The sequence below is a fragment of the Cupriavidus sp. 01L415 genome, assembly GCF_056400065.1.
In genome coordinates this window covers 1-23,998 of record NZ_JBFTSP010000045.1, presented here as the reverse complement: position 1 = coordinate 23,998, position 23,998 = coordinate 1, and the positions used below count along the sequence as shown (strand labels likewise).

The following is a 23,998-nucleotide window of genomic DNA, read 5'->3' as shown; positions in this document are numbered from 1 at the left end:
ACCTGAAATACGTTCTTTGCCAGATCGATGCCAATCGTCGTAAGCTGCATGATGACGCTCCCTTCGTTCAAGTGGTTGCTCGACACTTCCACTTTGGCACATCGATGCCGTTACGAGTGGGGGCGTCCATCCCATTGGGTATGACGCACTCACCTTCACGCTTATGCCTGTCGGATATACGCCGCATCGTTCCGTGCAAGTATTGGGCTTTGGCTCTTTGTGCCGCCTCACCCCAATGCGTCGCCTCGTATCCGCTTCCTGTTCGTCAGGCCAGCGCTTTGCTTCCAGCTTCCTTCAGACTCCCGGTCGCCCGGGAAACCCTTGCCTTCCGCTAACACTTCCCCTTGCCGGGTGTGTAGGGAACTTGCACCCCCAAGTAAGTGCGCCCTGCCGGGCGCACACAAAGAAAAAGGGCTTCCGTTTCCGGAAGCCCTTTCCCTTTTTATAGATGGCGCGGCTGGCAGGATTCGAACCCACGACCCCTTGGTTCGTAGCCAAGTACTCTATCCAACTGAGCTACAGCCGCACGCGAGGCCGCAATTGTATCGCAATTCGCCTCGCGTGCAAGCGTTTCGTGAAAATTCTTCCCCTCTGTGCGCCGCAGCCCCGCCAGCGCTACCACCGGTAGCGCGCGCCCAGCGTACCGCCCGCATTTTTCCCGCCTCGCGCCTTGACCCACAACTTCAGGCCGGTCGTCGAATTGCTGTGCGCGCCGATGTTGAACGACAGCAGGCCGCGCAGCACGTCGGTATCGATCCGGGTGCCATTGATATTGATCGTCCGCGCGCGATTGTCCTGCCACCAGTCGGCCTCGACGAACGGATACACCCCGTTCAGCCGCGTTGGCTTGGAGCCGTACAACCGCACCGCCAGGCCGGTGGCATTGGCCTCTCCGGGCGGCGCATCCCAGTTGCCCGGCACCGGTGACAGTCCGGGGCGATACGCCATTTCCACGCGCGACTGCAAAGTCAGCCCATTGGCATTGCGCGACAGGGGCGTGTCCAGCGCCAGCGCCATGCTGCGCACACGGCTATCGACAAATCCGGTGGCCGTGGCGACATCGTCGAGATGTAGCAATGGGCGCCGCGGGCCTTCGCGGAATGAGACGACCTCACGGTCGATGCCGCTCAGTGGGTGCGTGTCATGGTCGGCGTCCGGCGCCGATCTCGGCGGCAGCGATGCGTGCACGGGGACGGGCAGATCCGGGTTTTCGTCCTCGCTGATCATGCGTGGCGGCACCATCGATGGCGTCTCGGGAATCGCGGATGGAGTCGGGGATGTGGCGGACACCGGGGGCACTTCGGATACCGTGGGCGTTGCGGACACCGGGGGCTCTGCGGCCACCGGCGGCGCTGCGGGCTCCTCGGGTTCCACGGTTACCCAGACTCGCGGCCCTTCGTCGCCGGGTGGCCCGCTCGCAAAGTCCGCGTGAGCGGCGGCGCTGGCCAGCAGCGCAAGCAGAAAACACCAGTGGAGAACAGGATGGTGGCCTGGGTCGGCGGCAACACAGCGTCCCCATCCGGGATGGCTCCCGGCCTCCTCCTCTCTCCCGTACAGCTTCAGCACGGACATGGCAACCACCTCGTCGGGCGTTCTAAACCTTGCCCGATCAGTTTGAGGATAGGTCAAACACCGGTCGATGGTTACCTGGAATGTGAGGTCTCGCGCAGGACGAAACCCGCAGAGATCGTACAAGCAAGCAGACAATTTAGGCATGCGCGCAACGGCAATTGTCTGACTATGCAAAGCGTTGCTGCTTCGTTAGGATCCGCCCCGAGACATTTCTACCTGGAGATCCCGATGCCCGGCTGGCCGACCCTGCGGCGGCGCGCAGCAAGACACGGTTTGCCGGGCCAGTTTGGCCCGAGCCTGCGCCGCAAGCTGGGCGCGGGCGCCGCCGTGGCCGCATTCTGCGCGACTGGCCTGGCCGGCATGCTGATGGCGCGCTCCTATAGCGATTTCGCCACGGCCCGCCAGAACTTGTACGACATCGCCGGATACCGTGAATTGCTGGACGCCGCCAACGTGCTGTCCGCCGAGCGGGGTCCCGCCAACAGCGTCATGGGCGAGGGCTTGTCGCCGGACAGCCCGGCCCGCGAGCGGCTGAACCGGTTCCGCGCGCGCAGTGACGCCGCCCTGGCCCGCCTGACCGATCCGCCCCCGGCACCGTTCTGGCTGCACGCGCACCCGGTGCCCCCGCTGATGATCGACCGCGTGCGCGAGCGGCTGACGCGCGCCCGCGCCGAGATCGACCGCCTGAGCGCCCTGCCCCTCCCCCAGCGCCAGCTCGAAGACATCCAGCACGCCATCGAAGGCATGTTCGAGGTCGTGGATACCTTGCAACCTGCAATCAGCTGGCAGGTGAAGAAGCTTTCCAGCTGCAACGCCGGACTGGCCGCGCCAGCCATCACGGGCCGCATGCTGGGAGACCTGCGCGAATACGGCGGCCGCATCGCCTCCAACATCATCGCGCCGATTGCCGCGCGGCAGTCGTTGCCGCTCGGTACCCTCGTCGACTTCAACCGTACGCGCGGCCGGCTGCTGGAGCTCTGGCAACTGACGGGCGCCACCTACAGCCTCTACGGCGACGCGCCCGCGCTGCGCGAAGCCTACGCCGATGCCGATCGCCGCTTCTTCGGCCAGGGGCTGCAGATGGTCGACAGCCTGGTCGCCCAGGGCCGCGTCGGCGGGCACTATTCGATGACCCCCACGGAACTGACCAACCGTTACGTGCCGACGCTGGAACCGCTGGAACGTCTGCGCAAGACCTTCCTGGACGATGTGATCCGGCATTTCGATGCCAGCCGCGACAGCGCATTGCGCGTGCTGCTGGCGGCCGGCGGTGCGGCAGCGCTGATCCTCGCGGTGCTGGCGCAATTGATGCTGTTTGCCCAGCGATCGCTGTTCCGCCCGCTGCTGGCGGCGCGCGACGAGGTGATTGCGCTGGCCGAGGAACGCGCCCCGCCGGCCTTTGCCGCAATGCCCGAAAACGCACGCCAGGCCGGCGAGCTGCGCCGGCTCTTCGATGCACTCGACATCCTGCGCCGCAAGCTGCGCGAGCGCGCCACGATGACGGAGGAGCTGGAACACCAGGCGCGCACGGACGGCCTGACTGGCCTGCTGAACCGCCGTGCGCTGGAACTCATGGCGGGACACCTGCGTGACGCACCGACCACGATGCTGAACGCGAGCTATGCGGGATTCGGCCAGATCGACGACGCGGACGACCTGTTTGCGGACGAGGCGAATGCCCAGCGCGTGCGTGAGTCGGTCTGCCTGATCCTGATGGATCTGGATCACTTCAAGCGGATCAATGACCGGTTCGGCCATCCGGCGGGTGACGCCGTGCTGCGCGACATCGCGGACCTGATCCGCTCGCACGTCTCCGCACCGGACGTGCCTGCCCGTTTCGGCGGCGAGGAGTTCGCGATCCTGATGCCGGCGACGCACGGCGCGCGCGCGCTGGCGCTGGCGGAGACACTGAGACTGACCATTGCCGCGCACACGATCCGGCTGTCTGGCGGCGCGAGGCTCGAGGCCACGGCAAGCTTTGGCGTGGCGATGGGCCCGCGAGGGCAACGGCACTGGGACGCGCTGTTTGCCGCAGCCGATGCAGCGCTGTACCAGGCGAAGTCGGATGGACGCAATTGCGTCCGGCACGCACCGGGCATGGCGGGCGAAGTCACGTCGGGCACGATGCCCGCGGCAGCGGCGACCTGAAAGAGCGGGGGCGCTCCTGTCCGTCGGCAAGCAGAAATGAAAAGGCCCCGCTTGCGCGGGGCCTCGAATATGGTGCCCAGAAGAGGACTCGAACCTCCACAGTGTTGCCACCGCTAGGACCTGAACCTAGTGCGTCTACCAATTCCGCCATCTGGGCTTCGTCTCGCTGCATTGCTGCTGCGATGCGAAGAACGCAATTATGCTGACACGCTCGATGGCTGTCAACACCCTGCCCTAAAAAATCCGGACGCCACGCGCGCTCCGCGCTCGTCACCCACCGCGACGCAACTGGAAATCCACTTGCGATGGCCGCCCCTCCAGCGACAGCACCGCAGTCGTCGCGGGCGTGCGTGCCACGACCTTGCCCGCGCGCAGCACCATCAAGCGCGTCGCCCGCAGACGGATCGCCTCCACCGGATCGCGCGCCTGCAGCAGCACCAGGTCGGCCCGGCAGCCCGGTGCCACGCCATACCCCTCCAGCCCGAGAATCGCCGCCGGCGTCTCCGTCACTGCTGCAAAGCACGCACGCATCGCGTCCTGCCCCGTCATCTGGCCGACGTGCAGGCCCATGTGCGCCACCTCGAGCATGTCCCCCGTGCCCAGGCTGTACCACGGGTCCATCACGCAGTCATGCCCGAACGCCACCGGAATGCCCGCCGCCAGCATCTCCGGCACACGCGTCATGCCGCGCCGCCTGGGATACGTATCGTGCCGCCCCTGCAGCGTGATGTTGATCAGCGGATTGGCGATGGCCGCCACCCCGGCCTCACGCATCAGCGGCAGCAGCTTGGACACGTAGTAGTTGTCCATCGAATGCATCGATGTCAGGTGAGACCCCGTCACGCGGCCTTGCAGCCCCAGCCGCACCGATTCACTCGCCAGCGTCTCGATGTGCCGCGACATCGGATCGTCGCTCTCGTCGCAATGCATATCCACGCGAAGGCCGCGCGCGGCCGCTTCCTCGCAGAGCAGCTTCACCGACGCCGCACCGTCCGCCATCGTCCGCTCGAAGTGCGGAATCCCGCCGATCACGTCGACGCCCATATCGAGCGCCCGGCGCAGGTTCTCCAGCGCGCCCGGGGATCGCAGCACCCCGTCCTGCGGAAACGCCACCAGTTGCAAGTCCAGATACGGCTTCACACGCTCTCGGACATGCAGCAGCGCTTCGGTGGCCAGCAGGCGCGGATCGCAGATATCCACGTGCGACCGGATCGCCAGCAGCCCCTTGGCCACCGCCCAGTCGCAATAGGCCAGCGCGCGCTCCACCAGTGCGTCCTGTGTCAGCAACGGCTTGAGCTCGCCCCACAGCGCAATGCCCTCCAGCAGCGTCCCCGACTGGTTCACGCGCGGCAGGCCGTATGACAGCGTGGAGTCCATGTGAAAGTGCGCATCGACAAACGGCGGCGTCACCAGTTGGCCAGCGGCGTCAATCTCCTCGCCGCCGGTGGCAGCCAGCCGTCGCTCCAGCGCGGCGATCCTGCCGTCGGCAATGCCGATGTCGATGTCGGTGCGTCCGTCGGGCAATGTGCAGTGGCGCAGGATAAGGTCGAACATGAGAGTCTCGGAAAGTAAAGGAATCAGCGCTCGCCCTTGCGGTAGGGCTTCATCAGCGCCTGCGGATACGCCGCGCGGCGCGCCACCAGCACCAGCGCTAGGATCGACAGCACATAGGGCAGCATCAGGTAGACCTGATAGGGCAGCGCCGGAAGGCCGGGCAAGCTGACGCCGCCCTGCTGGAGCCGCAACTGCAAGGCGTCGAATGCGGCAAACAGCAGCGCGCCCAGCAACGCGCGCCCCGGCCGCCAGGACGCAAAGACGACCAGCGCCACGCAGATCCAGCCCCGGCCGTTGATCATGTTGAAGAAGAACGCGTTGAACGCGGACAACGTCAGGAAGGCGCCGCCAACCGCCATCAAGGCGGAGCCGGCCATGATCGCCCCGATGCGAATGGCACCCACGCGAATGCCCTGCCCTTCGGCCGCCGCCGGATTCTCGCCGACCATGCGCACGGCCAGCCCCAGCGGGGTGCGATAGAGCAGCCAGGCGATGATCGGCGCCATCAGCAACGCCAGCAGCGTCAGCGCGGTTTCGCCCGCCATCACGGGGCCGATCAGCGGCACGTGCTGCCACGCTGTCATCGGCGCGAACGGCGTGATCGTCGGCGGCGTCGAGACCTGTGAGAAGCCAAGACGGTACGCATAGTAGGAGAGGCTCGTCGCCAGCATCGTCACGCCAAGCCCCGCCACGTGCTGCGACAGCGCCATCGACACCGTCAGCCATCCGTGCAGCAGGCCGAAGGCCAGGCCCACCGCCGCCGCCACGCCCACGCCGCCCCACAGCGGCGCACCGTGGTAGACGGCCAGCCAGCCGGAAAACGCGCCGGCCACCATGATCCCTTCGATGCCGAGGTTGAGCACGCCCGCACGTTCGCACAGCAGCACGCCCAGCGTGCCGAAGATCAGCGGCGTGGCCACGCGCAGCACCGCAATCCAGAACGGCGCCCCGGCGAGGATATCGAGAAGCTCCATTACGCGGCCCTCCCGATGCGATCGAAACGCACGCGGTAGCGCGTCAGCATCGTCGCCACCAGCATGGTCAAGAGCGCCACGGCCACGATGACGTCGGCGATGGCGTTGGGCACACCCACCGCGCGGCTCATGCCGTCCGCCCCCACCAGCACCCCGGCCACGAAGACCGACGCGGCCACCACGCCAATCGGATGCAGCCCGGCCAGCATGGCGATGACCACGCCCGCATAGCCATAGCCGGGCGAAATATCGAGCGTCAGATAGCCGGTGCGGCCGGCCACTTCCACCACCCCGGCCAGCCCCGCCAGCGCGCCGGACAGTAGCGCCGCAAGCAGCGTGACGCGCGCCACCGGCATGCCGGCGAATGCGGCCGCGCGGGCATTGGCACCCACCGCGCGCATCTGCAGGCCGAACACGGTAAAGCGGTTGACGGCCCAGATCGCCACCGCCAGCGCCATCGCGATCAGCAGCCCGCTATGCACGCGCGAGCGCTCAAGCAGCCGCGTCAGCTCCAGTTCGGGCACCAGCGCCACCGATTGTGGCCAGCCCATCGCCAGCGGATCTTTCATCGGCCCGTCCAGCATCATCGATACACCCAGCAAGACCACGAAATTGAGCAGCAGCGTGGTGACCACCTCGTCCACGCCCAGCCGCAGCTTGAGCACGGCCGGCAGCAGCAACAGCAGCGCGCCGGCCAGCATCCCGGCCGCCACCATCAGGCCGAACAGCACGCCGTTGGGCAGCGCTGCCGCCCAGGGGGCCGCCGCGCCATCCACCTGGCCGCCCACCGCCACGGCGGCCAGCGCGCCAAGGTATAGCTGCCCCTCGGCGCCGATGTTGAACAGCCGCGTGCGGAACGCCACGGCGACGGCGAGTCCCGTCAGCATCAGGGGCGTGGCGCGGGTCAGCGTTTCAGACCACGCAAAGCGCGACCCGAATCCGCCTTCCAGCAGCAACAGGTAGGCCTTGCCGACCGGCGCGCCGGCCCAGGCCACCAGCAGCGCGCAGATCAGCAGCGTGGCGACGATGGCGCCGAACGGCGCCGCCACCAGCGCCGTGCGGGACACTGTGGTACGTGCTTCAAGCCGCATGGACCACCTCCGCCTCGGGCATGCCGTGTGTAGCGTCGGCGCCGGCCATGGCCAGGCCGAGCGTACCGATGGTCCACGCCGAGGCCGGCCGCGCCGGCGTCACGCGTCCGCCGTGGATCACCGCGATGCGGTCCGCCAGCGACAGCAGCTCATCCAGATCCTCCGAGATCAGCAACACCGCCGCGCCGCCGCTTGCGGCTTCCAGCAACTGCCGGTGGACGTAGGCGACCGCGCCAATATCCAGTCCCCAGGTCGGCTGGCTGGCGATCACCAGTTGCGGCGTGCCGGAACCGCGCACGGAGAGCGCGCGCCCGAGGATCAGCTTCTGCATATTGCCGCCGGAAAGCGTGCGAGTGGGCACGTCGATGCCGCCGCCACGCACGTCGAACGCCTGCACGAGCGCTGCGGCGAAGCGCCGCGCGGCGCCACCGCGAATGCATCCCGCGCGGACAAACGCCGGGTTGACCAGTTGCTCGGCGATGGCGTTCTCCCAGACGGCCAGGTCACCCACCACGCCCTCAGCGTGCCGGTCTTCGGGCACCCGGGCCACGCCCGCGGCAATCCAGCGCCGTGGCTCGGCCGGCAGGTGCGCCCCTGCGATCGCAAGCCGGCCCGACGACGGCGCCAGCATGCCGCTCATCAGCTCCGCCAGCGTCACCTGCCCGTTGCCGGACACGCCGGCGATGCCAACGATCTCGCCCGCGTGCAGCGCCAGCGTGACGTCGTGCAGGCCGACGCGGCCTTCGGCCGGCGGCACGCTGGCGCGATCCAGGGTGGCGATCAGCGCGCCGGGCGTCGCTGCCGCATCGCGCGTGGGCATCTCCACACGCCGGCCCACCATCAGTTCGGCAAGTTCTGGCTTGCTGGTCTCCGCCACCGCGCGCGTCGCCACCATCTTGCCGCCGCGCAGCACGGCCACGCGATGCGAGACGCGCAGCACCTCATCCAGCTTGTGGCTGATGAAAATGACGGAAAGCCCTTCGGCAATCAGTTGCGCAAGCGTGCTGAAGAGGCTGTTGACCTCCTGCGGCGTCAGCACGGCGGTCGGCTCATCGAGGATCAGCACGCGTGCGCCGCGATAGAGCGCCTTGATGATTTCCACGCGCTGCCGTTCACCGACCGACAGCGCCCCGACGCGGGCCTGCGGCTGCACAGCCAGGCCGAATTTCGTGGCCAGTTCCTGCACGCGCGCCCGCGCGGCGCCGCGCTGCTGGCGCCAGCGCCAGAGCGGTTCCGTGCCGATCAGGATGTTGTCCAGCACGGACAGGTTATCCGCCAGGGTGAAATGCTGGTGCACCATGCCGACCCCGGCCGCCAGCGCGGCGCGTGGATTGCCCGGCGGCAGGGGCACGCCGTCGACCTCCACGGTGCCGGCATCCGCCACGTAGTGGCCAAACAGGATGTTGACGAGCGTGCTTTTGCCCGCGCCGTTTTCGCCGAGCAACGCCAGCACCTCGCCGCGATGGAGTGCGAGCGAGACATCGTCATTGGCGGTCAGCGGGCCAAAACGCTTGGTGATATGAGCAAGCCGGAGGACGGGGGGAGCGTTCGACATCGATCAGTTTCTAGGTATGGGGTCTCCCCTCTCCGCCAGGCGCGAGAGGGGAGAAGCGGCCTGCCCGGGTGCTGAATACCGCATCAGTACCGGGTTGGCATGCCGTCGTCAGGCCGTCATCAAGGTGTCGACTTCGGCTCCGTCTCCACCACCTTGACCGTGGTTTTGCCGTCCAGGATGGCCTTTTCCTTCGCCTTGACCTTGGCCACCAGGTCGGCCGGCACCTTGCCCTCGAACGTCCCCAGCGGCGCCAGTTCCGCGCCCTTGTACTTCATCAGCGAATACTGGCCGTAGTCCTCGTTCTTGAACTGCCCGGCCTTGACCTTGGCCAGCGCGGCACCGATGGTCGGCTCCATGTTCCACAGTGCGGACGCCACCACCGTCGACGGATATTGCGGCTGCGTGTTGATCACGTTGCCGATGGCCAGCTTGCCGCGCTCCTTGGCCGCGTCGGACACGCCAAAGCGCTCGGCGTAGAGCACGTCGGCGCCCTTGTCGACCATGGCGAACGCCGCCTCCTTGGCCTTGGGCGGATCGAACCAGGACCCGATAAAGCTCACCGTGAACTTCACCTTCGGATTGACCTCGCGCGCGCCTTCCATGAACGCGTGCATCAGCCGGTTGACTTCGGGGATCGCATAGCCGCCGACCATGCCGATGTGGTTGGTCTTGGTCATGCCGCCCGCGATCATGCCGGTCAGGTACGAAGGCTCCTGGATGTAGTTATCGAACACGGAAAAATTGGGCGCCTGCGGTTTGCCCGAGGACCCCATCAGGAACGCGATCTTCGGGTAGTCCTTGGCCACCTTGCGCGCTGCGGCTTCCACGGCAAACGATTCGCCGACGATCAGGCCGGAGCCCTGCTCCGCGTATTGCCGCAGCACGCGCTCGTAGTCCGCATTGGAGACGCTTTCCGAAAACACATAGTCGATCTCGCCACGGGACTTGGCCTCGTTCAATGCCTTGTGGATGCGGGACACCCACTGCTGCTCCACCGGCACCGTGTACACCGCGGCCACCTTGACCTTGGCCTGCGCGTGGGCCAGCGGCGTGACGCCGATGGCGGCCAGCGCGGCGCCTGCGGCGGCAGCCTTCAGCCAGGTGCGGCGATAGCGTTCCATGTTCATGACTTCACTCCCCTTTCGCGTCGAGCGCGTATCGAGTACTGCGTTGGAATTCTTGTTGTGCCGCCCGGCTCAGGCGATATCCGGCGCGCGCCGCGAGAAGGCCGAGGCCATCACCGTTATGTCGGCGATGTCCCCGATGCCCGCCGGACCCGATGTCATCGACGATTCCGTCGAGTCGCTCGTGTCGGCCGAGTCGCCCGGGTCGCCCGGGTCGGGATCGAGCCCGCAACCGCGCAGCAGCAATGCCACCAGGTGCTCCGTGGCCTGCGCGAAGTCCTGCGCGTCCAGCTGGCTCACGCCCAGCACCGCGCACACCTGCGTCTCGAAGTCAGCATAGGTCTGCGTGGCCGCCCAGATCGTGAAAAACAGGTGGCGCGGGTCCACCGGCGCCATCTGCCCGCTGGCAATCCACGCGCGGATCACCACCGCCTTGCGCGCCACCAGCTCGCGCAACGCCTCCCGCAGCACGCCGCCGATCTCGGGTGCGCCGTGCAGCAGCTCGTTCGCAAACACGCGCGACGCGTCGGGATGGCTCGCGGAGAGCCGCATCTTGGCCCGGATGTACTGCTCCAGCGCCGTGCGCGGCGCGTAGTCGGCGCTGATGATGTCGGTTTCCGATAGCCAGAGTTGCAGCGTGTGCGCCAGCACCGCGCGGTACAGCGCCTGCTTGGTGCGGAAGTAGTAGTGAAGGTTGGACTTGGGCACGCCGGCGCGCATCGCGATGTCCGCCATGGTCGCGCCAGCAAAGCCGGCGCGGGCAAAGACGTACTCCGCCGCGCGCAGGATCAGCGCCTCGTTCTCCTGGCGGATGCGGCCGCCGGGCTCCCGCGACGCGGCGACGCCCGTGTGGGCGGCGGCCAGCGCGTCCATCATTTCGTGCCGTACAACCGGTCGCCGGCATCGCCGAGACCGGGCACGATATAGCCGTGGTCGTTGAGCTGCTCGTCGATCGCGGCGGTGACGATCGCCACATCCGGATGCGCGGCCTGCAGCGCGCGCAGTCCGGGACGCGAGGCGATCAGGCAGACGTACTTCATGGTGGTGACGCCGGCCTCCTTGAGCCGGTTCAGGGCGGCAATGGCTGAATTGCCCGTGGCCAGCATCGGGTCCACCACGATCACCAGGCGATCGTGGATGTCCTCCGGCATCTTGAAGTAGTACTCGATGGGCTCCAGCGTCTCCGGGTCGCGGTACAGGCCGATATGGCCCACGCGCGCGGCCGGCAGCAGCTCCAGCATGCCGTCCAGGAAACCATTGCCCGCGCGCAGGATCGACACCAGGCAGAGTTTCTTGCCCGACAGGATCGGCGACTGCATCGGCGCGATCGGCGTCTTGATGGCGATGGTCTCCATCGCCAGGTCGCGCGTGGCCTCATAGGTCAGCAACTGGCTGATCTCGCGCACCAGCCGGCGAAAATTATCGGTGGTGGTTTCCTCGCTGCGCGCCAGCGTGACCTTGTGCTGTACCAGCGGATGATTGACCACCATCAGCGAGGGCGACGCCGCCGCTTCAGTCTCGGCAAAGGTCTCCGCTGCAGTGGGCACGGCGGACAGGTCGTTCATGGTGCGCTCCTAGGGTGGAAGACTCGCTGGATTCGGGGCGCGACGGGCCATCGGCCCGCCGCCTGGCTGCCTGCAGGGAAAAAAATCTCGCGTCAGAACACCGTGCCGTCGCTCTGGATCGCAAAGGGCGGCGGGCCGCCTTCGCGGCGCTGTGCCGCGATGCGTCGCCCCGCGGCCCACGTGCCGCCTTCCAGCACACGTGCCAGCGGGAAGTCTGCCTCGGAGACGCCCAGCGCCTGGCGCACGGCATCCGCCACGAGATCCAGGCCCGTCACCGTCAACGCGCGCCATTCGACGATGACGGGTTCATCCACGGTATGGGTCACCTTGGCAAACTCCGGATCGCGCGGCACCATCAGTTCGAAGTCATACAGCAGCCCGCCGTTGCGGTATTCAGGCAGGCCGGTCAGCGCATCGAGCCCCGTCACGGTCAGGCCGGCGTCTTCCAGCGGCTCCAGCAGCGAGTACGTCAGCCACTGCGTGAGCTTGTGGAACGGAACCAGCCCCCCCGGCGCGGCCGGATGGCGCCAGCAGTCGCCCAGCGAAATCCCTTCGATCTGCACACGGCCCGGCCAGACCGGCCCCAGCGCCACCAGCAAGGTGCGCAGCACGAAGCTGGCCTCGATGCGATCGTCGCGCGCATGCGCGGCGATGTAGTCATACAGGTTGCCCAGCCGGGCCGGCTTGCCGAAGACAGCGGGCGTGGCCTGGACCACCTCGCCCAGCCGGCGCAGCAATCCGGCGCGGCCCTCGAGGCCGACCAGCGGATTGTGCTGCGCCACCTGGAATGCGGTGGCGATTGTCGAGGCATCGATGCGGGCCAGCCGCTCGCCGTCCGCCCGCAGCGGGTCGCCGTGCTCGGCGGAGAAGCCGCCGCGCGCGAACAGGTCGAAGCTGGCCACGCCAAGGCCTTCGGATCGCGTCAGCATCAGGTCGCTGGCCGGATCGCGATAGCGCCAGTCCGGCCCCGCGCCGGCATCGAGCAGCACGCTCGGGATCACCAGGTCGATGCCGATGCGCGCGCGTTCCGCACAATGGTCGACGCCCGACATGCCGGCACGCTCGCACAGGATCTGCCAGCGGTCGAGCTTCTCTTCCCCCGGGCCGCCGCTCTCGAAATGGCGCCAGCGGCTGTGGTAGGGCACCTGAAGGGTCGGATAGCGGCGCCGGATGGTGGCGGCCACGTAATCGGCAATCGCGTGGACCCGGTCCGGATTCCAGGTGAAGTGCTCTGACTCACCGGACGCCACGTGCCCGGTCACGATTGCGCAATGCGTGCGCACCGCCTCCGCGCTCAACAGCGCGGACGCGGGATGGTCGGCCGGGACGGGGCTATGCCAGCCGCTGCCGGTGCCATCGTCGTGTCCGGACGTGCCCCCGTCGGGATATTGGTTCATTCCTTCAACCCCCTGCCCTTTGCCAGGGCGAGTTCGTCAGCATCGGGCGGCGCATACCGTGTGAAGTATCCCGCCGCCACCTTGGCATCGATTTCCACGCGCGCGTCGGCAGGGATCAGCGCCTCGGGGATCGCCACCTGCTCGACCACCTCGATGCCCTGCGCCGTCAGCGCGCCGTGTTTCATGTTGCTCATGGAAGCCCAGCGATCGATCCGCCTGATCCCGAGCCAATGGAAAACATCCGGCATCAGTTCCTGGAAGCGCATGTCCTGCACGCCCGCCACGCATTCCGTCCGCGCGAAATAGGTCTCGGCGCGGTCGCCGCCCACCTGGCGCTTGCGCGCGTTGTAGACCAGGAACTTCGTCACCTCGCCCAGCGCGCGGCCTTCCTTGCGGTTGTAGACCACCAGGCCCACGCCGCCTTCCTGCGCCATCTCGATGCAGACCTCGATGCCATGCGCCAGATACGGCCGGCAGGTGCAGATGTCCGAACCGAACACATCGGAGCCATTGCATTCGTCGTGCACGCGGCAGGCCACGCGTGTTTCCGGATGGCCAAGCTTGGCCACGTCCCCGACGAAGTAGAGCGTCATGCCGCCGATGGGCGGCAGGAAGACCTTCAGGTCCGGGCGCGTCACGAGTTCCGGGAACATGCCCCCGGTCTGCTCGAACAGGCTGCGGCGCAGGTTGCTTTCCTTGATGTTGAAGCGGCGCGCGATGCCGGGCAGGTACCACACCGGATCGACGGCGGCCTTGGTCACGCGCACATCGCCATTCGGAAACAGGATCTCGCCATCGGGTTTCAGCCGGCCCGCGGCGATGGCGGCGGTCAGCTCCGGCATATTGATATGGGCGCGCGTCACGGCAATCGTCGGGCGGATATCCACCCCGGCCGCGATGCGATCGGCAAACACGGTGGAAACCAGGTGGCCCCACGGATCGAGCGAAACGATCTTGTCCGGGTCGCCCCATTGCGGATGCGGGCCGATGGCTTCGGCCGGCGCCGTGTCGGTCAGGTCCGGACGATGCGCGCGCTGCAGGCTGCCAGACGCCACGGCCAGCGCGCGATAGATCGCGTAGGCGCCGGCATGGGTGCCGATGACATTGCGCTGCGCCGGATCGGTCAGGCTGGCAATCACGGGCCCCCGCTCGGCCGCCGTGGGGGCGCCCCAGTGGATCGGCTCGGCCGGCTTGCCGTGGCGTGCGTGCGAAGTCAGGACGATATGGTCGGACATGGCAGCCTCGTCTCCCGGACGTTCCCCGGGATCAGGAATCCTGACCAAATGGTCAGGTTTATAGCTTCATAGTAGGCAACGTTCGTGCCATCGCCCAACTGGGGTTGTTACGGTGCGTGACATGACGCACGCACCGCCGCTGTGCCGCCCGCGCGCCGCCCCGGTATCTCGCACGGTACATCTGGGTGCATGCGCACCACGACGCTTCGCGCAAGACCAGGACCGGTCCGCGCGCCCCAAAGCAAAACGGCACGCAACCGTGAAGTTGCGTGCCGTTCTTGTCGAACAATGATTGCGGTTCAGGCCTTGGAAGTCGCCCGGTCCTCGCGCGGCGGCCAGACGGCCATGCGCAGCGTCCGCAGCGGGTTGGCGGCCTCCACATAGCGATGGAAGATCGCGCCAGCCATGTTGCTGGCCACCCAGGCCAGGCCCATGCCGAGTGCATTGATCACCGGCTGTCCGGGCGCCAGATGCGAAACCACCGCATTGACCACCAGGCACACCGGAAAGTGCACGAGGAATACCGAATAGGAAATCTTGCCGAAATAGGCGGACATCGCCCCGCCCGGCCAGCGCTCCAGCCACTCGCCCCGGCGGGCGATCGCCAGCAGCAGTGCCGTGGCCAGCGCCACCGCGATGCGCAGCCGGAAATCCACCACCAGCGCCGCCGCCCCGATGGCGGCCAGCGTGATCAGCGCCATCGGCGAGCGCTCCGGGTTCGAGGCCCAGAACGCCAGCGCGCCCATGCCATAGGCGCCGAAGAAGTAGATCGCCCAGACGTCCCAGCTGGCATCGCGGTTGAACCAGAACAGCGATGCCACGGCCAGCGCGGCCACCAGCGGCACGCCCAGCGGCAGGCTGTGGCGCGACACCCCGCGCGCCAGCCACAAGGTCAACACCAGCAACGCGAAGAGCTGGAGGTCGATGGCGATGTACCAGACCCCCGCGGACAAGGCATCCACGTCCAGGATGTTGTGCAACAGCAGCAGATGCGCGACAACCTGCATCAGGTGCGGCGCTGCCGGGATCGAGTCGTGCGTCATCCAGGTCCGCGCGATGGCGGCACCGGCAATCGCCACGAGGATGGCGACGGTGAAGGGCACCACCAGCTTCTGGTAGCGGCGCCAGAGCGTGGCCATCGGGCTCGCCACGGTCAGGTAGCCGCCGGGGGCCAGGCTGCGGGCGGCCAGGAAGCCACTGATGACAAGGAAAACCTGCACCGCGATACGGGCATAGTCGGCCAGCCAGCCGATCAGGCCGGGAGCCAACGCTTGGGCGGCATCGGACATCGGGCCGTAGAAGGCCAGATGGTGGAGCACGATCAGCTGCGAGCTGACCGCCTTCAGCGCGTCCACACACGCCAGACGAGAAGGACGGGGGCTCATTTGTTATAGAGACAATACAAAAGTGGGCGCATTGTACCCGCACTGGTGCGTTCCGAAAATGTGCCCGGCGCGTAACTTGATGTAACACGCGCCTGAAGTGTGCCGCCCGCCCCATCGCGGGGGCCATTCCTGCCCGTCGTTGATCCTTTTTCGACGCTTTTCCCTGCCAACGCCGTAGAGGCAAGGTTGCGAGGGCGCGAAATTAGCTTATGAGAAAGTTGTCCTTCGCGTGCCGGCGGTGCGGGTATACCCTTCGTTTCTTTTGCCGGATTCGCGTTTCATGTCCTCCTTCGCGTCGTTCTCGTCCTGGTCTTCCGCCTGGTCCGCTTTCTGGTCCTCGTCCCGCTCACCCCGTCGTCTGCTGGCCGCCATTGCGCTCGGCAGCGCCGTGCTGGCACCTGCCGCCGCCCATGCCCAGAGCCCCGTGCTGGACAAGATCCGCGAAACCGGCACGATCACCCTGGGCTATCGTGAATCCGCCCTGCCGTTTGCATTTGCCGACGACAAGGGCCAGCCGGCCGGGTATGCCGTCGACCTGTGCCTGCGCGCCGCCGAGGCCGCGCGGGTGAAGCTGGGCCTGAAGGACATCAAGGTGCGCTGGCTGCCGCTGACGCCGCAGAACCGTGTGCCGGCCGTGGTCAACGGACTGGTCGACCTGGATTGCGCACCCAACACCAATACGCTGGAGCGCCAGAAACAGGTGGCCTTCAGCGTGTCGCACTATGTATCCACCGTGCGCATGCTGGTGCGCGCGGATTCGGGCATCCGTTCGTTCGAGGATCTGCGTGGCAAGACCGTGGTCACCAGTGCCGGCTCCACCGGCGACCGCCACGTGCGCCGCCTGAAGGCCGAGTATGGCTACCGGGACGTCTACGCCAAGGACCACGGTGAATCGTTCCTGCTGCTGGAAACCGGCCGCGCCCAGGCATTTGTCATGGACGACGTGCTGCTGGCCGGGCTGCGCGCCAAGTCCAAGGACCCGTCGCAGTACGTGATCGTCGGCCCCGCCCTGTCCGTGGAGCAGAACGCGCTGATGATGTCCAAGGCCGACCCGGAATGGAAGCGCCTGGTGGACCAGACCCTGGCCACGACGTTTGCCGGCCCCGATGCCAACGCGCTGCAGAAACGCTGGTTCCAGCAGCCGATTGGCGCACGGGGCACCAACCTGGCCCTGGCGCCCTCCGGCGAGGTCCTACAGGCCTGGAAGCACCCGTCCGACGTTGTGACGGAATAGGCGCCCGGCATCGTTCCGGCGGGGCAACATTGGCGTGTTGCCCCCGGACAACCCCTGAGTTGACGGCCTTCGCGGGCTTGGCGACACTGGCCTGAGCGGGACTTACCGGCCGGTAGCCCTGCAAAACGCGAACCGCCGCCAGGCGGCATCCATCAGGAGAACACATGAACAAGTTCATCGCCACCGCCATCGCGCTTGGCCTCGCCACCGCCTCGGTTGCCGCCGTGGCGCAAGACAAGAAGAATTTCGACCCGTATTCCCAGGGCGCCAAGTCCGGCGAGAAATTTGACACCTACAGCCAGGGTGCCAAGTCAGGCGACAAGTTCGATCCATACAGCCAGGGCGCGAACAAGAGCACGCGCGCCGACCTGGTCGACCAGTCGACCGCGCCGAAGAAGTCCAAGACGAAGAAGACCAAAAAGGCTGCACAAGGCAACTGATTGGTCGCTGATCGCTGCTCAGAAAAAACCCCGKGGTCCCACCCGGGGTTTTTTGTTTGCCGCCCACGCGGTCGCCAGTTTCAGCGTGACGCCTTCAGCGCGACTCCGGCTCGGTGTCCACCATCTCCAGCGCGGTCACATCCACGCGCTGCACCTTGTTGTTCTGCCGGATCTCGGTGCGCAACACGAAGGCTTCGGCCGGGCAGTACCAGTCGGTCACGTACAGGACGCTGGGTTCCAGTTGCAGGATCTCGTCTCCCACCATCAGCGGGCCCAGCGAGGTGCGCTTCTCGTACGTGATCGGCATGCACTGCTTGCGCCCCATGACCGTGTCGATCATCTGGCGCCGGCCCACATGGCGCGAGCCAACGATGATCGACGCGTGCAGCGCCTGCATGGTGCCCACCACGGTATCCGACCCGAGCGGGTAGATTTTCAGCGCCACGCTCGACTGGAAGGTCTCGCCGTCGAGCATCGCGCCTTCCTTGATCTCCAGGCCGGCATAGTTGAATACGCCGCTGCCGCTGAACGAGGCTTCCCCGAACATGCGCGCATAGCGGGCGCGGGCGTTGATGACGGCATTGCGGCTGTCGATGCGGGTCCGGGCCGTCGCGCTGTTGCGGTCGATATTGATCTCGTGGACCTGATCCATGACCACCGGTGGCCCCATCAGCGCGGACAGCGCCGATTTGGAGCGGACTTCCAACTGCGCGCTGCAGCCCCGCGCGGTCCGCATCACGTCCCGCAACGTCATGGTGATGGACACCGGCAAGTCGCCGTCGCCCTCCATCTGCACGCGGGAACCGGAGCGGAACCACGGCGCATCGCACAGCACGGCGCCAACCGGCATCGGGACCGGCGAGACGCCCGCCACCGGTGCGGCATCCGGCATCGGCGCCGAGGCTTGTGCAAATGCCTTAATCGCCACACCACACAGCAAGGCGCACATCAGGGCGGTTTTCATCACTGGGTACCCGATTTCCGTGGCGCGTCGTTGCGGGCGGCGACGCGAAGCCGGCCAGCCAGAAGTATTGCGCGAAATCGGCGTGCCGGAAATGGCTGTGTGGAAGGGGACAGCGAAATCGGGGCCGGATCCGGGGGAAGGAAGTCGGGCCAGAGGTGGGGCCAAAAGCGGCGCCAGATAGGGGGCCAGAAAAGGGCCGCCCGATACGCTCGTGCTACCATTGCGCGCCCGCGCCACGGTGGACGGCCCGGGGTTCCCGCCCGGCGCCCGGGAACCATGCCGCGACGCCCGGCTCCCATCGCTGCGGCGCCAGCTGTTGTCCACCGAATTCGCTCGTGCCGCGTTTTGTGGTGTCCGCCGCACGGCCAGGCCTCCAAGACCGCCCCCGGTATCCGGCCCTTTCAGGAGATTTATGCGTAGTTCATCGCCCTCGCGCAATGACGGGCTGCCCGTTGGCATGATCGCTCTGGTCGTCGTCGCAGTCCTGCTGGTGTGGTTCGGCACGCTCGACGCCCGCCATCTGCTGCGCCCCGACGAAGGCCGCTACGCCGAGATCTCGCGCGAAATGTTCGCCTCCGGCGACTGGGTGACGATCCGCTACAACGCCCTGAAGTACTTCGAGAAGCCGCCCTTCCATATGTGGGTGACAACGATCGCCTACGAGCTGTTCGGCGTGGGCGACTGGCAGGCGCGCCTGTGCGTGGCCCTGTCCGGCGTCGTCGGCCTGGCCGCCACCGTGCTGGCGGCCGCACGCTGGTTTGGCACCCGCGCGGCCCTGCTGGCCGGCCTGGCCCTGGTGGCGGCGCCGATGTGGAGCGTGGCGGGCCACTTCAACTCGCTCGACATGACGCTGTCCGGCGCGCTGGCCTGCGTACTGGCATTCATGATGCTGGCCCAGCACCCGGAGGCAACGCCTGCCGCCCGGCGCGGCTGGATGCTGGCGTGCTGGGTGGCGATGGGCGTGGCCATCCTGACCAAGGGGCTGGTCGGCATCGCCCTGCCCGGCCTGGTGCTGGTGGTCTACACGCTGACTACGCGCGACTTCGGCCTGTGGCGCCGACTGCATCTGCCCACCGGCATCGTCGTCCTGCTGGCGGTCACCGTACCGTGGTTCTGGCTGATCTCCAGGACCAATCCCGATTTCCCGCATTTCTTCTTTATCCACGAGCACTGGGACCGCTATACCTCCACGGTGCACTCGCGCAAGGGCTCCGTCTGGTACTTCGTGCCGCTGCTTGTGGCGGGCTTCCTGCCCTGGCTGGGCCTGACCCCGCGGATGTGGGATACCGTGCGAGAGCGCGCCGGCACCGTGCTTGGCGCCAGCGGCAAGCCATTCCAGCCGGCGCTGATGGCCTTCCTGTGGTTCATTGCCATCTTTGCCTTCTTCAGCCTGTCGGGGTCCAAGCTGCCAGGCTATATCGTGCCGGTCTTCCCGGCCCTGGCCATGCTGGCCGGCGTGGCACTGGACCAGATCAACGAGCGTTCATGGAAGCGCCAGATCAACGCGCTGCTGGCGCTGGCGGTGGTCGGGCTGATCGCCGCGCCGGTGGTGGCCACGCTGGACCGCCCGACCAACCCCAACGAAGTCTTCCGGGCGTTTGCCGTCTACATCGGCGCCGCCTTCGCGGCGCTGCTGGCCGGCATGCTGCTGGCGCGGCGCCTGCTGCGCACGCGCGGCTTGCTCCCGAGCATCACGGCTTTCGCGCTGGCCATGTACCTGACCTGCACCATCGGCCTGATGGGCCACGAGGTCATGGGCCGGCGCGCGTCCGGTGTCGATATGGTGCCGGCCATCCAGGCAGTGCTGAAACCCGACATGCCGCTCTACGGCGTGGGCGTGCTGGATCACACCCTGCCGTTCTACCTTGGCCACACGCTGACCATGGTGGAGCACCCTGACGAGCTGGAATTCGGCGTCCAGCAGGAGCCGGCCAAGTGGATTCCCACCGTGGACCAGTTCCTCGCCCGCTGGCGCGACGGCCAGCCCGCGATGGGTATCATGTCGCCGGACACCTACGACAGCCTGGCGGCCCGCCAGATCCCGATGTATGTAGTGGCACGCGACGTACGCCGCGTCGTCATCAGCAATTTCCCGCCGCCGGGCACGCCCGCGCCGGCCCAGCCCCAGGAGCCCCGATCCGCGCCATGACGCTATCGACCTTTGCCTTCATTTTTGCCGGCGTGCTGCTCAATGCGTGCGCGCAATTGCTGCTCAAGGCCGGCGTCAACACCATCGGCGCGATCACCATCGACCGCGCCACGCTGCTGACCACGGCCTTCCGCGTGCTGACGCAGTGGCCGGTGATCGGCGGCCTGACGCTGTATGTCATCAGCGTGGGCGTCTGGATCGTGGGCTTGTCGCGCGTGGACGTGTCGATCGCCTACCCCATGCTGTCGCTCGGCTACGTCGTCAATGCCCTGGCCGCCTGGTGGCTGTTCGGCGAGATCATCGGTCCCTTGCGCGTGGCCGGCATCCTGCTGATACTGGCTGGCGTTTTCCTCATTGCCCGTTCCTAGGACCATGACCGCTACCGCTCCGCAGGATTTCCTGCCGTTCGTCCGCCCCGAAATCGACGCCGCCACCATTGCGGAAGTGGGCAAGGTGCTGGCCTCCGGCTGGATCACATCCGGCCCGAAAATGCAGGCGTTCGAAGCCGCGCTGTCGGAACTCTTCGGCGGCCGCCCCGTGCGTACCTTCGCCAACGGCTCCGCCACGATGGAGATCGCGCTGCGCATCGCCGACATCGGCCCCGGCGACGAAGTCATCACCACCTCGATCACCTGGGTGGCCACGGCCAACGTCGTGTTGACCGTGGGCGCCAGGCCGGTCTTCGTCGACATCGACCCGCGCACGCGCAACATCGACCTCGACGCCGTGGAGGCCGCCATCACGCCGCGCACGCGCGCGATCATGCCGGTCTACCTGTCGGGCCTGCCGGTCGACATGGACCGCCTGTACGCCATTGCAAGGCGCCATAACCTGCGCATCATCGAGGATGCCGCCCAGGCCATCGATTCGCGCTGGCGCGGCCAGCGCATCGGCGCGTTCGGCGATCTGGTCAGCTTCAGCTTCCAGGCCAACAAGAACATCACCAGCGTCGAAGGTGGCTGCCTGGTGATGAACACGCCCGAGGAAGCGCTGCGCGCCGAGCGCCTGCGCCTGCAGGGTGTGATCCGCACCGGCATGGACGGCATGGATGTCGAGGAACCCGGCGGCAAGTTCAACCTGACCGATGTCAACGCCGCCATCGGCCTGGCCCAGTTGCAGAAGCTGGACACCATCACCGCGCGGCGCGCCGAACTCGCCGAGACCTACTTCCGCTGTGCGGCGGATGCCGGGCTGGCGGACCTGGGCATCGAACTGCCGCTGCCGCTCTCAGCCACCAACGCCACCACCAACTGGCACATGTTCCAGGTGGTGCTGCCCACCGACCGCATGCGCGGCGGCCCGGCCGAAGCGCGCAAGCACGTCATGGAAGCCATGCGCGAACGCGGCATCGGCACCGGCGTGCACTATCCGCCGATCCACCTGTTTTCACACTACCGCTCACTGGGCTGGCGCGAGGGCATGCTCCCTCACGCCGAACGCATTGGCCGCGGCATCGTCACGTTGCCGCTATTCCCCGCCATGCAATCCGCCGATGTCGAGCGGGTATGCGCAATCCTCAGCGAAACATGCAAACGCCTCTCTCACTAAGCCCCGTCGAGGTCTCGGTCGTCATCCCCGTCTACAACGAGGAGGATGGGCTGCAGGCACTGTTCGACCGTGTCTACCCGGCGATGGACGCCACGGACGAATCGTACGAGATCATTTTCATCAACGATGGCAGTTCGGACCGCTCGGCGCAGATGCTGGCCGCCCAGTACCACAAGCGCCCGGACGTGACCCGGGTCATCCTGTTCAACGGCAATTTCGGCCAGCACATGGCGATCCTGGCCGGCTTCGAGCACACCCGCGGCCGTATCACGATCACGCTCGACGCCGACCTGCAGAACCCGCCGGAGGAAATCCCGCGGCTGGTGGAAGAGATGCGCCGTGGCCACGACTATGTGGGCACCATCCGCCGCCAGCGCAATGACACCGCGTTCCGCCGCTATGCGTCGCGCGCCATGAACCGGCTGCGCGAGAAGATCACCAAGATCAAGATGACGGACCAGGGCTGCATGCTGCGCGCCTACGACCGCAACATCATCGACACGATCAACGCGTGCCGCGAGGTCAACACCTTCATTCCCGCGCTGGCGTATACATTCTCGTCCAACCCGGTGGAAATCGAGGTCGGCCACGAGCAACGCCACGCCGGCGAATCCAAGTATTCGCTCTACCAGCTGATCCGGCTGAATTTCGACCTGGTCACGGGCTTCTCGATCGTTCCGCTGCAGTGGTTCTCGGCCATCGGCACGATTCTGTCGATCTCGTCGGCGGGCCTGTTTGTGGTGCTGCTGGTGCGTCGCTTCCTGCTGGGCTCGGAAGTCCAGGGTGTGTTCACCCTGTTCGCCCTGAACTTCTTCCTGGTCGGCATCATGCTGTTCGGCATCGGCCTGCTGGGCGAATACGTCGGCCGGATCTATCAGGAAGTACGCGACCGCCCGCGCTATCGCATCCAGGCGGTGCTCGAGCGTGACCCGGAGCAGGATGCCCAAGCCAACGCAACGGAGGCCTCGTGCGCGCGGTAGTCTTTGCCTACCACAACGTCGGCGACCGCTGCCTGCGTGTGCTGCACGCGCGCGGCGTGGATGTGGCACTGGTCGTCACGCATCGCGACCGCCCGGACGAAAATATCTGGTTCCGCCGCGTGGCCGATACGGCGGCAGACCTGAACCTGTCCTTCCTCTATAACGAGGACCCCGCCGACCCCGCGCTGGCCGACGCCGTGCGCGCCGCCAAGCCGGACGTCATCTTCTCGTTCTACTACCGGTCGATGATTCCCGCCGATGTGCTGGCGCTGGCCCCCGGTGGCGCGTTCAACATGCACGGGTCGCTGCTGCCCAAGTATCGCGGGCGCGTGCCCGTGAACTGGGCCGTGCTGCACGGCGAGACGGAGACCGGCGCCACGCTGCATGCGATGGAAGCCAAGCCCGACGCCGGCTATATCGTCGACCAGACCGCCGTGCCGATCCTGCCTGACGACACCGCGGGCGAAGTCTTCGAGAAAGTCACCGTGGCCGCCGAGCAGACGCTATGGCGTGCGCTGCCGGCCATGATGACCGGCCACACGCCCAAGCGCCCCAACCGGCTCGCGGATGGCAGCTATTTCTCCGGCCGCAAGCCGGAGGACGGCCGCATCGATTTCACGCAACCGGCCGGCGCCGTGTACAACCTGATCCGCGCCGTGGCGCCGCCCTACCCGGGCGCCTTCACGGACCTGGGCAGCCGACGCTTCATCGTCGCGCAGGCGCGCCGCATCGACGCCACCGCAGCGCCGGCAGGCCTGACGCCAGGCCTGCACGTCGACGGCAGCCGCATCATCGCCATCTGCGGCGACGGCGGCGCGCTATGGGTCCGGCAACTGCTGGAAGGCAGCACCGCCGACCACGCGAGCCCAGTCTCCACCTCCGATTTCCAACACATTCTTACCGCACAGTCCAGAGAGGAACACCGATGAAAAAGGTCCTGATTCTTGGCGTCAACGGCTTCATCGGCCACCACCTGACGCGCCGCATCCTGGAAACCACGCAATGGGAGGTCTACGGCATGGATATGTCGTCGGACCGCCTGGGCGACCTGGTGAACCATCCGCGCATGCACTTCTTCGAAGG

Annotated in this window: 20 protein-coding genes, 2 tRNA genes and 1 pseudogene; 9 read left to right on the top strand and 14 right to left on the bottom strand. The window is 67.0% G+C overall.

The genetic code is table 11. The features are described from left to right. Positions 1 to 449 precede the first annotated feature (449 nt). Positions 450 to 526, bottom strand: a tRNA-Arg gene (locus AC1DOX_RS29470). A gap of 89 nt (positions 527 to 615) precedes the next feature. Continuing rightward, entirely contained in the window at positions 616 to 1,572 is a 957-nt protein-coding gene (locus AC1DOX_RS29465; RefSeq protein WP_441624170.1) for a hypothetical protein, read from the bottom strand. 228 nt (positions 1,573 to 1,800) lie between these two features. Here AC1DOX_RS29465 and AC1DOX_RS29460 point away from each other — a divergent pair, with 228 nt between their 5' ends. Further along, positions 1,801 to 3,720, top strand: a complete 1,920-nt coding sequence (locus AC1DOX_RS29460; protein WP_441624168.1) for a GGDEF domain-containing protein — start codon at positions 1,801 to 1,803, stop codon at positions 3,718 to 3,720. A gap of 70 nt (positions 3,721 to 3,790) precedes the next feature. Here AC1DOX_RS29460 and AC1DOX_RS29455 read toward each other — a convergent pair. The 11 genes and pseudogenes from AC1DOX_RS29455 to AC1DOX_RS29405 form a co-directional block, all read right to left on the bottom strand. Then, positions 3,791 to 3,877: transfer RNA gene (locus tag AC1DOX_RS29455), tRNA-Leu, on the bottom strand. Positions 3,878 to 3,990: 113 nt separating this feature from the next. Then, positions 3,991 to 5,274, bottom strand: a complete 1,284-nt coding sequence (locus tag AC1DOX_RS29450) for an amidohydrolase family protein (protein ID WP_441624166.1) — start codon at positions 5,272 to 5,274, stop codon at positions 3,991 to 3,993. 23 nt (positions 5,275 to 5,297) lie between these two features. Next, entirely contained in the window at positions 5,298 to 6,248 is a 951-nt protein-coding gene (locus AC1DOX_RS29445) for an ABC transporter permease (RefSeq protein ID WP_441624164.1), read from the bottom strand. Continuing rightward, positions 6,248 to 7,339, bottom strand: a complete 1,092-nt coding sequence (locus AC1DOX_RS29440) for an ABC transporter permease (RefSeq protein WP_441624162.1) — start codon at positions 7,337 to 7,339, stop codon at positions 6,248 to 6,250. The genes AC1DOX_RS29445 and AC1DOX_RS29440 overlap by 1 nt, the downstream gene beginning before the upstream one ends. Further along, the gene (locus AC1DOX_RS29435) at positions 7,329 to 8,894 is read right to left on the bottom strand and encodes an ABC transporter ATP-binding protein (RefSeq protein WP_441624159.1); all 1,566 of its coding nucleotides are present in this window, start codon (positions 8,892 to 8,894) and stop codon (positions 7,329 to 7,331) included. Before AC1DOX_RS29435 ends, AC1DOX_RS29440 begins: the two co-directional genes overlap by 11 nt. 119 nt (positions 8,895 to 9,013) lie before the next feature. Beyond that, positions 9,014 to 10,021, bottom strand: a complete 1,008-nt coding sequence (locus AC1DOX_RS29430; protein WP_441624157.1) for a BMP family protein — start codon at positions 10,019 to 10,021, stop codon at positions 9,014 to 9,016. Between the two features lie 210 nt (positions 10,022 to 10,231). Further along, positions 10,232 to 10,891 (bottom strand): annotated as a pseudogene (locus AC1DOX_RS29425) (TetR family transcriptional regulator C-terminal domain-containing protein); the annotation flags it as partial. Then, on the bottom strand, positions 10,891 to 11,583 hold the full coding sequence (gene upp / locus AC1DOX_RS29420; RefSeq protein ID WP_092141339.1) for a uracil phosphoribosyltransferase: 693 nt from the start codon (positions 11,581 to 11,583) through the stop codon (positions 10,891 to 10,893). The gene upp and the pseudogene AC1DOX_RS29425, both read right to left, overlap by 1 nt. A gap of 92 nt (positions 11,584 to 11,675) precedes the next feature. Then, a complete protein-coding gene (locus tag AC1DOX_RS29415) occupies positions 11,676 to 12,980 on the bottom strand; it encodes a URC4/urg3 family protein (protein ID WP_441624155.1) in 1,305 nt (434 codons plus the stop codon). After that, a complete protein-coding gene (locus AC1DOX_RS29410) occupies positions 12,977 to 14,215 on the bottom strand; it encodes a GTP cyclohydrolase II (protein ID WP_441624153.1) in 1,239 nt (412 codons plus the stop codon). The genes AC1DOX_RS29415 and AC1DOX_RS29410 overlap by 4 nt, the downstream gene beginning before the upstream one ends. Positions 14,216 to 14,514: 299 nt before the next feature. Then, a complete protein-coding gene (locus AC1DOX_RS29405) occupies positions 14,515 to 15,600 on the bottom strand; it encodes an acyltransferase family protein (RefSeq protein WP_477101644.1) in 1,086 nt (361 codons plus the stop codon). A 280-nt stretch (positions 15,601 to 15,880) separates the two neighbouring features. Here AC1DOX_RS29405 and AC1DOX_RS29400 point away from each other — a divergent pair, with 280 nt between their 5' ends. Together AC1DOX_RS29400 and AC1DOX_RS29395 are read left to right on the top strand one after the other, a co-directional pair. After that, positions 15,881 to 16,834: an amino acid ABC transporter substrate-binding protein gene (locus AC1DOX_RS29400; protein WP_441624149.1), complete on the top strand. Its 954-nt coding sequence runs from the start codon at positions 15,881 to 15,883 to the stop codon at positions 16,832 to 16,834. A gap of 164 nt (positions 16,835 to 16,998) precedes the next feature. Then, positions 16,999 to 17,274 carry an amino acid ABC transporter permease gene (locus tag AC1DOX_RS29395; protein ID WP_092141321.1) on the top strand — a complete coding sequence of 92 codons (276 nt, stop codon included), beginning with the start codon at positions 16,999 to 17,001 and terminating at the stop codon, positions 17,272 to 17,274. A 94-nt stretch (positions 17,275 to 17,368) separates the two neighbouring features. On the opposite strand, the gene AC1DOX_RS29390 is transcribed toward AC1DOX_RS29395, so the two are convergent. Beyond that, the gene (locus tag AC1DOX_RS29390) at positions 17,369 to 18,238 is read right to left on the bottom strand and encodes a hypothetical protein (RefSeq protein ID WP_441624147.1); all 870 of its coding nucleotides are present in this window, start codon (positions 18,236 to 18,238) and stop codon (positions 17,369 to 17,371) included. Positions 18,239 to 18,650: 412 nt separating this feature from the next. Here AC1DOX_RS29390 and AC1DOX_RS29385 point away from each other — a divergent pair, with 412 nt between their 5' ends. The 6 genes from AC1DOX_RS29385 to AC1DOX_RS29360 all read left to right on the top strand — a co-directional run. Beyond that, positions 18,651 to 20,387, top strand: a complete 1,737-nt coding sequence (locus tag AC1DOX_RS29385) for a glycosyltransferase family 39 protein (RefSeq protein ID WP_441624145.1) — start codon at positions 18,651 to 18,653, stop codon at positions 20,385 to 20,387. After that, entirely contained in the window at positions 20,384 to 20,755 is a 372-nt protein-coding gene (locus tag AC1DOX_RS29380) for a DMT family transporter (protein WP_092141312.1), read from the top strand. The genes AC1DOX_RS29385 and AC1DOX_RS29380 overlap by 4 nt, the downstream gene beginning before the upstream one ends. 4 nt (positions 20,756 to 20,759) lie before the next feature. Beyond that, positions 20,760 to 21,935 (top strand): DegT/DnrJ/EryC1/StrS family aminotransferase, encoded by a 1,176-nt coding sequence (locus AC1DOX_RS29375; protein WP_441624143.1) that lies wholly within the window; start codon positions 20,760 to 20,762, stop codon positions 21,933 to 21,935. Further along, positions 21,914 to 22,915, top strand: coding sequence for a glycosyltransferase (locus AC1DOX_RS29370; protein WP_441624141.1), 1,002 nt, complete (start codon positions 21,914 to 21,916; stop codon positions 22,913 to 22,915). Before AC1DOX_RS29375 ends, AC1DOX_RS29370 begins: the two co-directional genes overlap by 22 nt. Next, positions 22,903 to 23,844, top strand: coding sequence for a formyltransferase (locus AC1DOX_RS29365; RefSeq protein ID WP_441624139.1), 942 nt, complete (start codon positions 22,903 to 22,905; stop codon positions 23,842 to 23,844). Before AC1DOX_RS29370 ends, AC1DOX_RS29365 begins: the two co-directional genes overlap by 13 nt. Beyond that, positions 23,841 to 23,998, top strand: a 158-nt coding sequence (locus AC1DOX_RS29360; protein ID WP_441624172.1) for an NAD-dependent epimerase/dehydratase family protein, incomplete at its 3' end; no start/stop codon positions are given. The genes AC1DOX_RS29365 and AC1DOX_RS29360, both read left to right, overlap by 4 nt.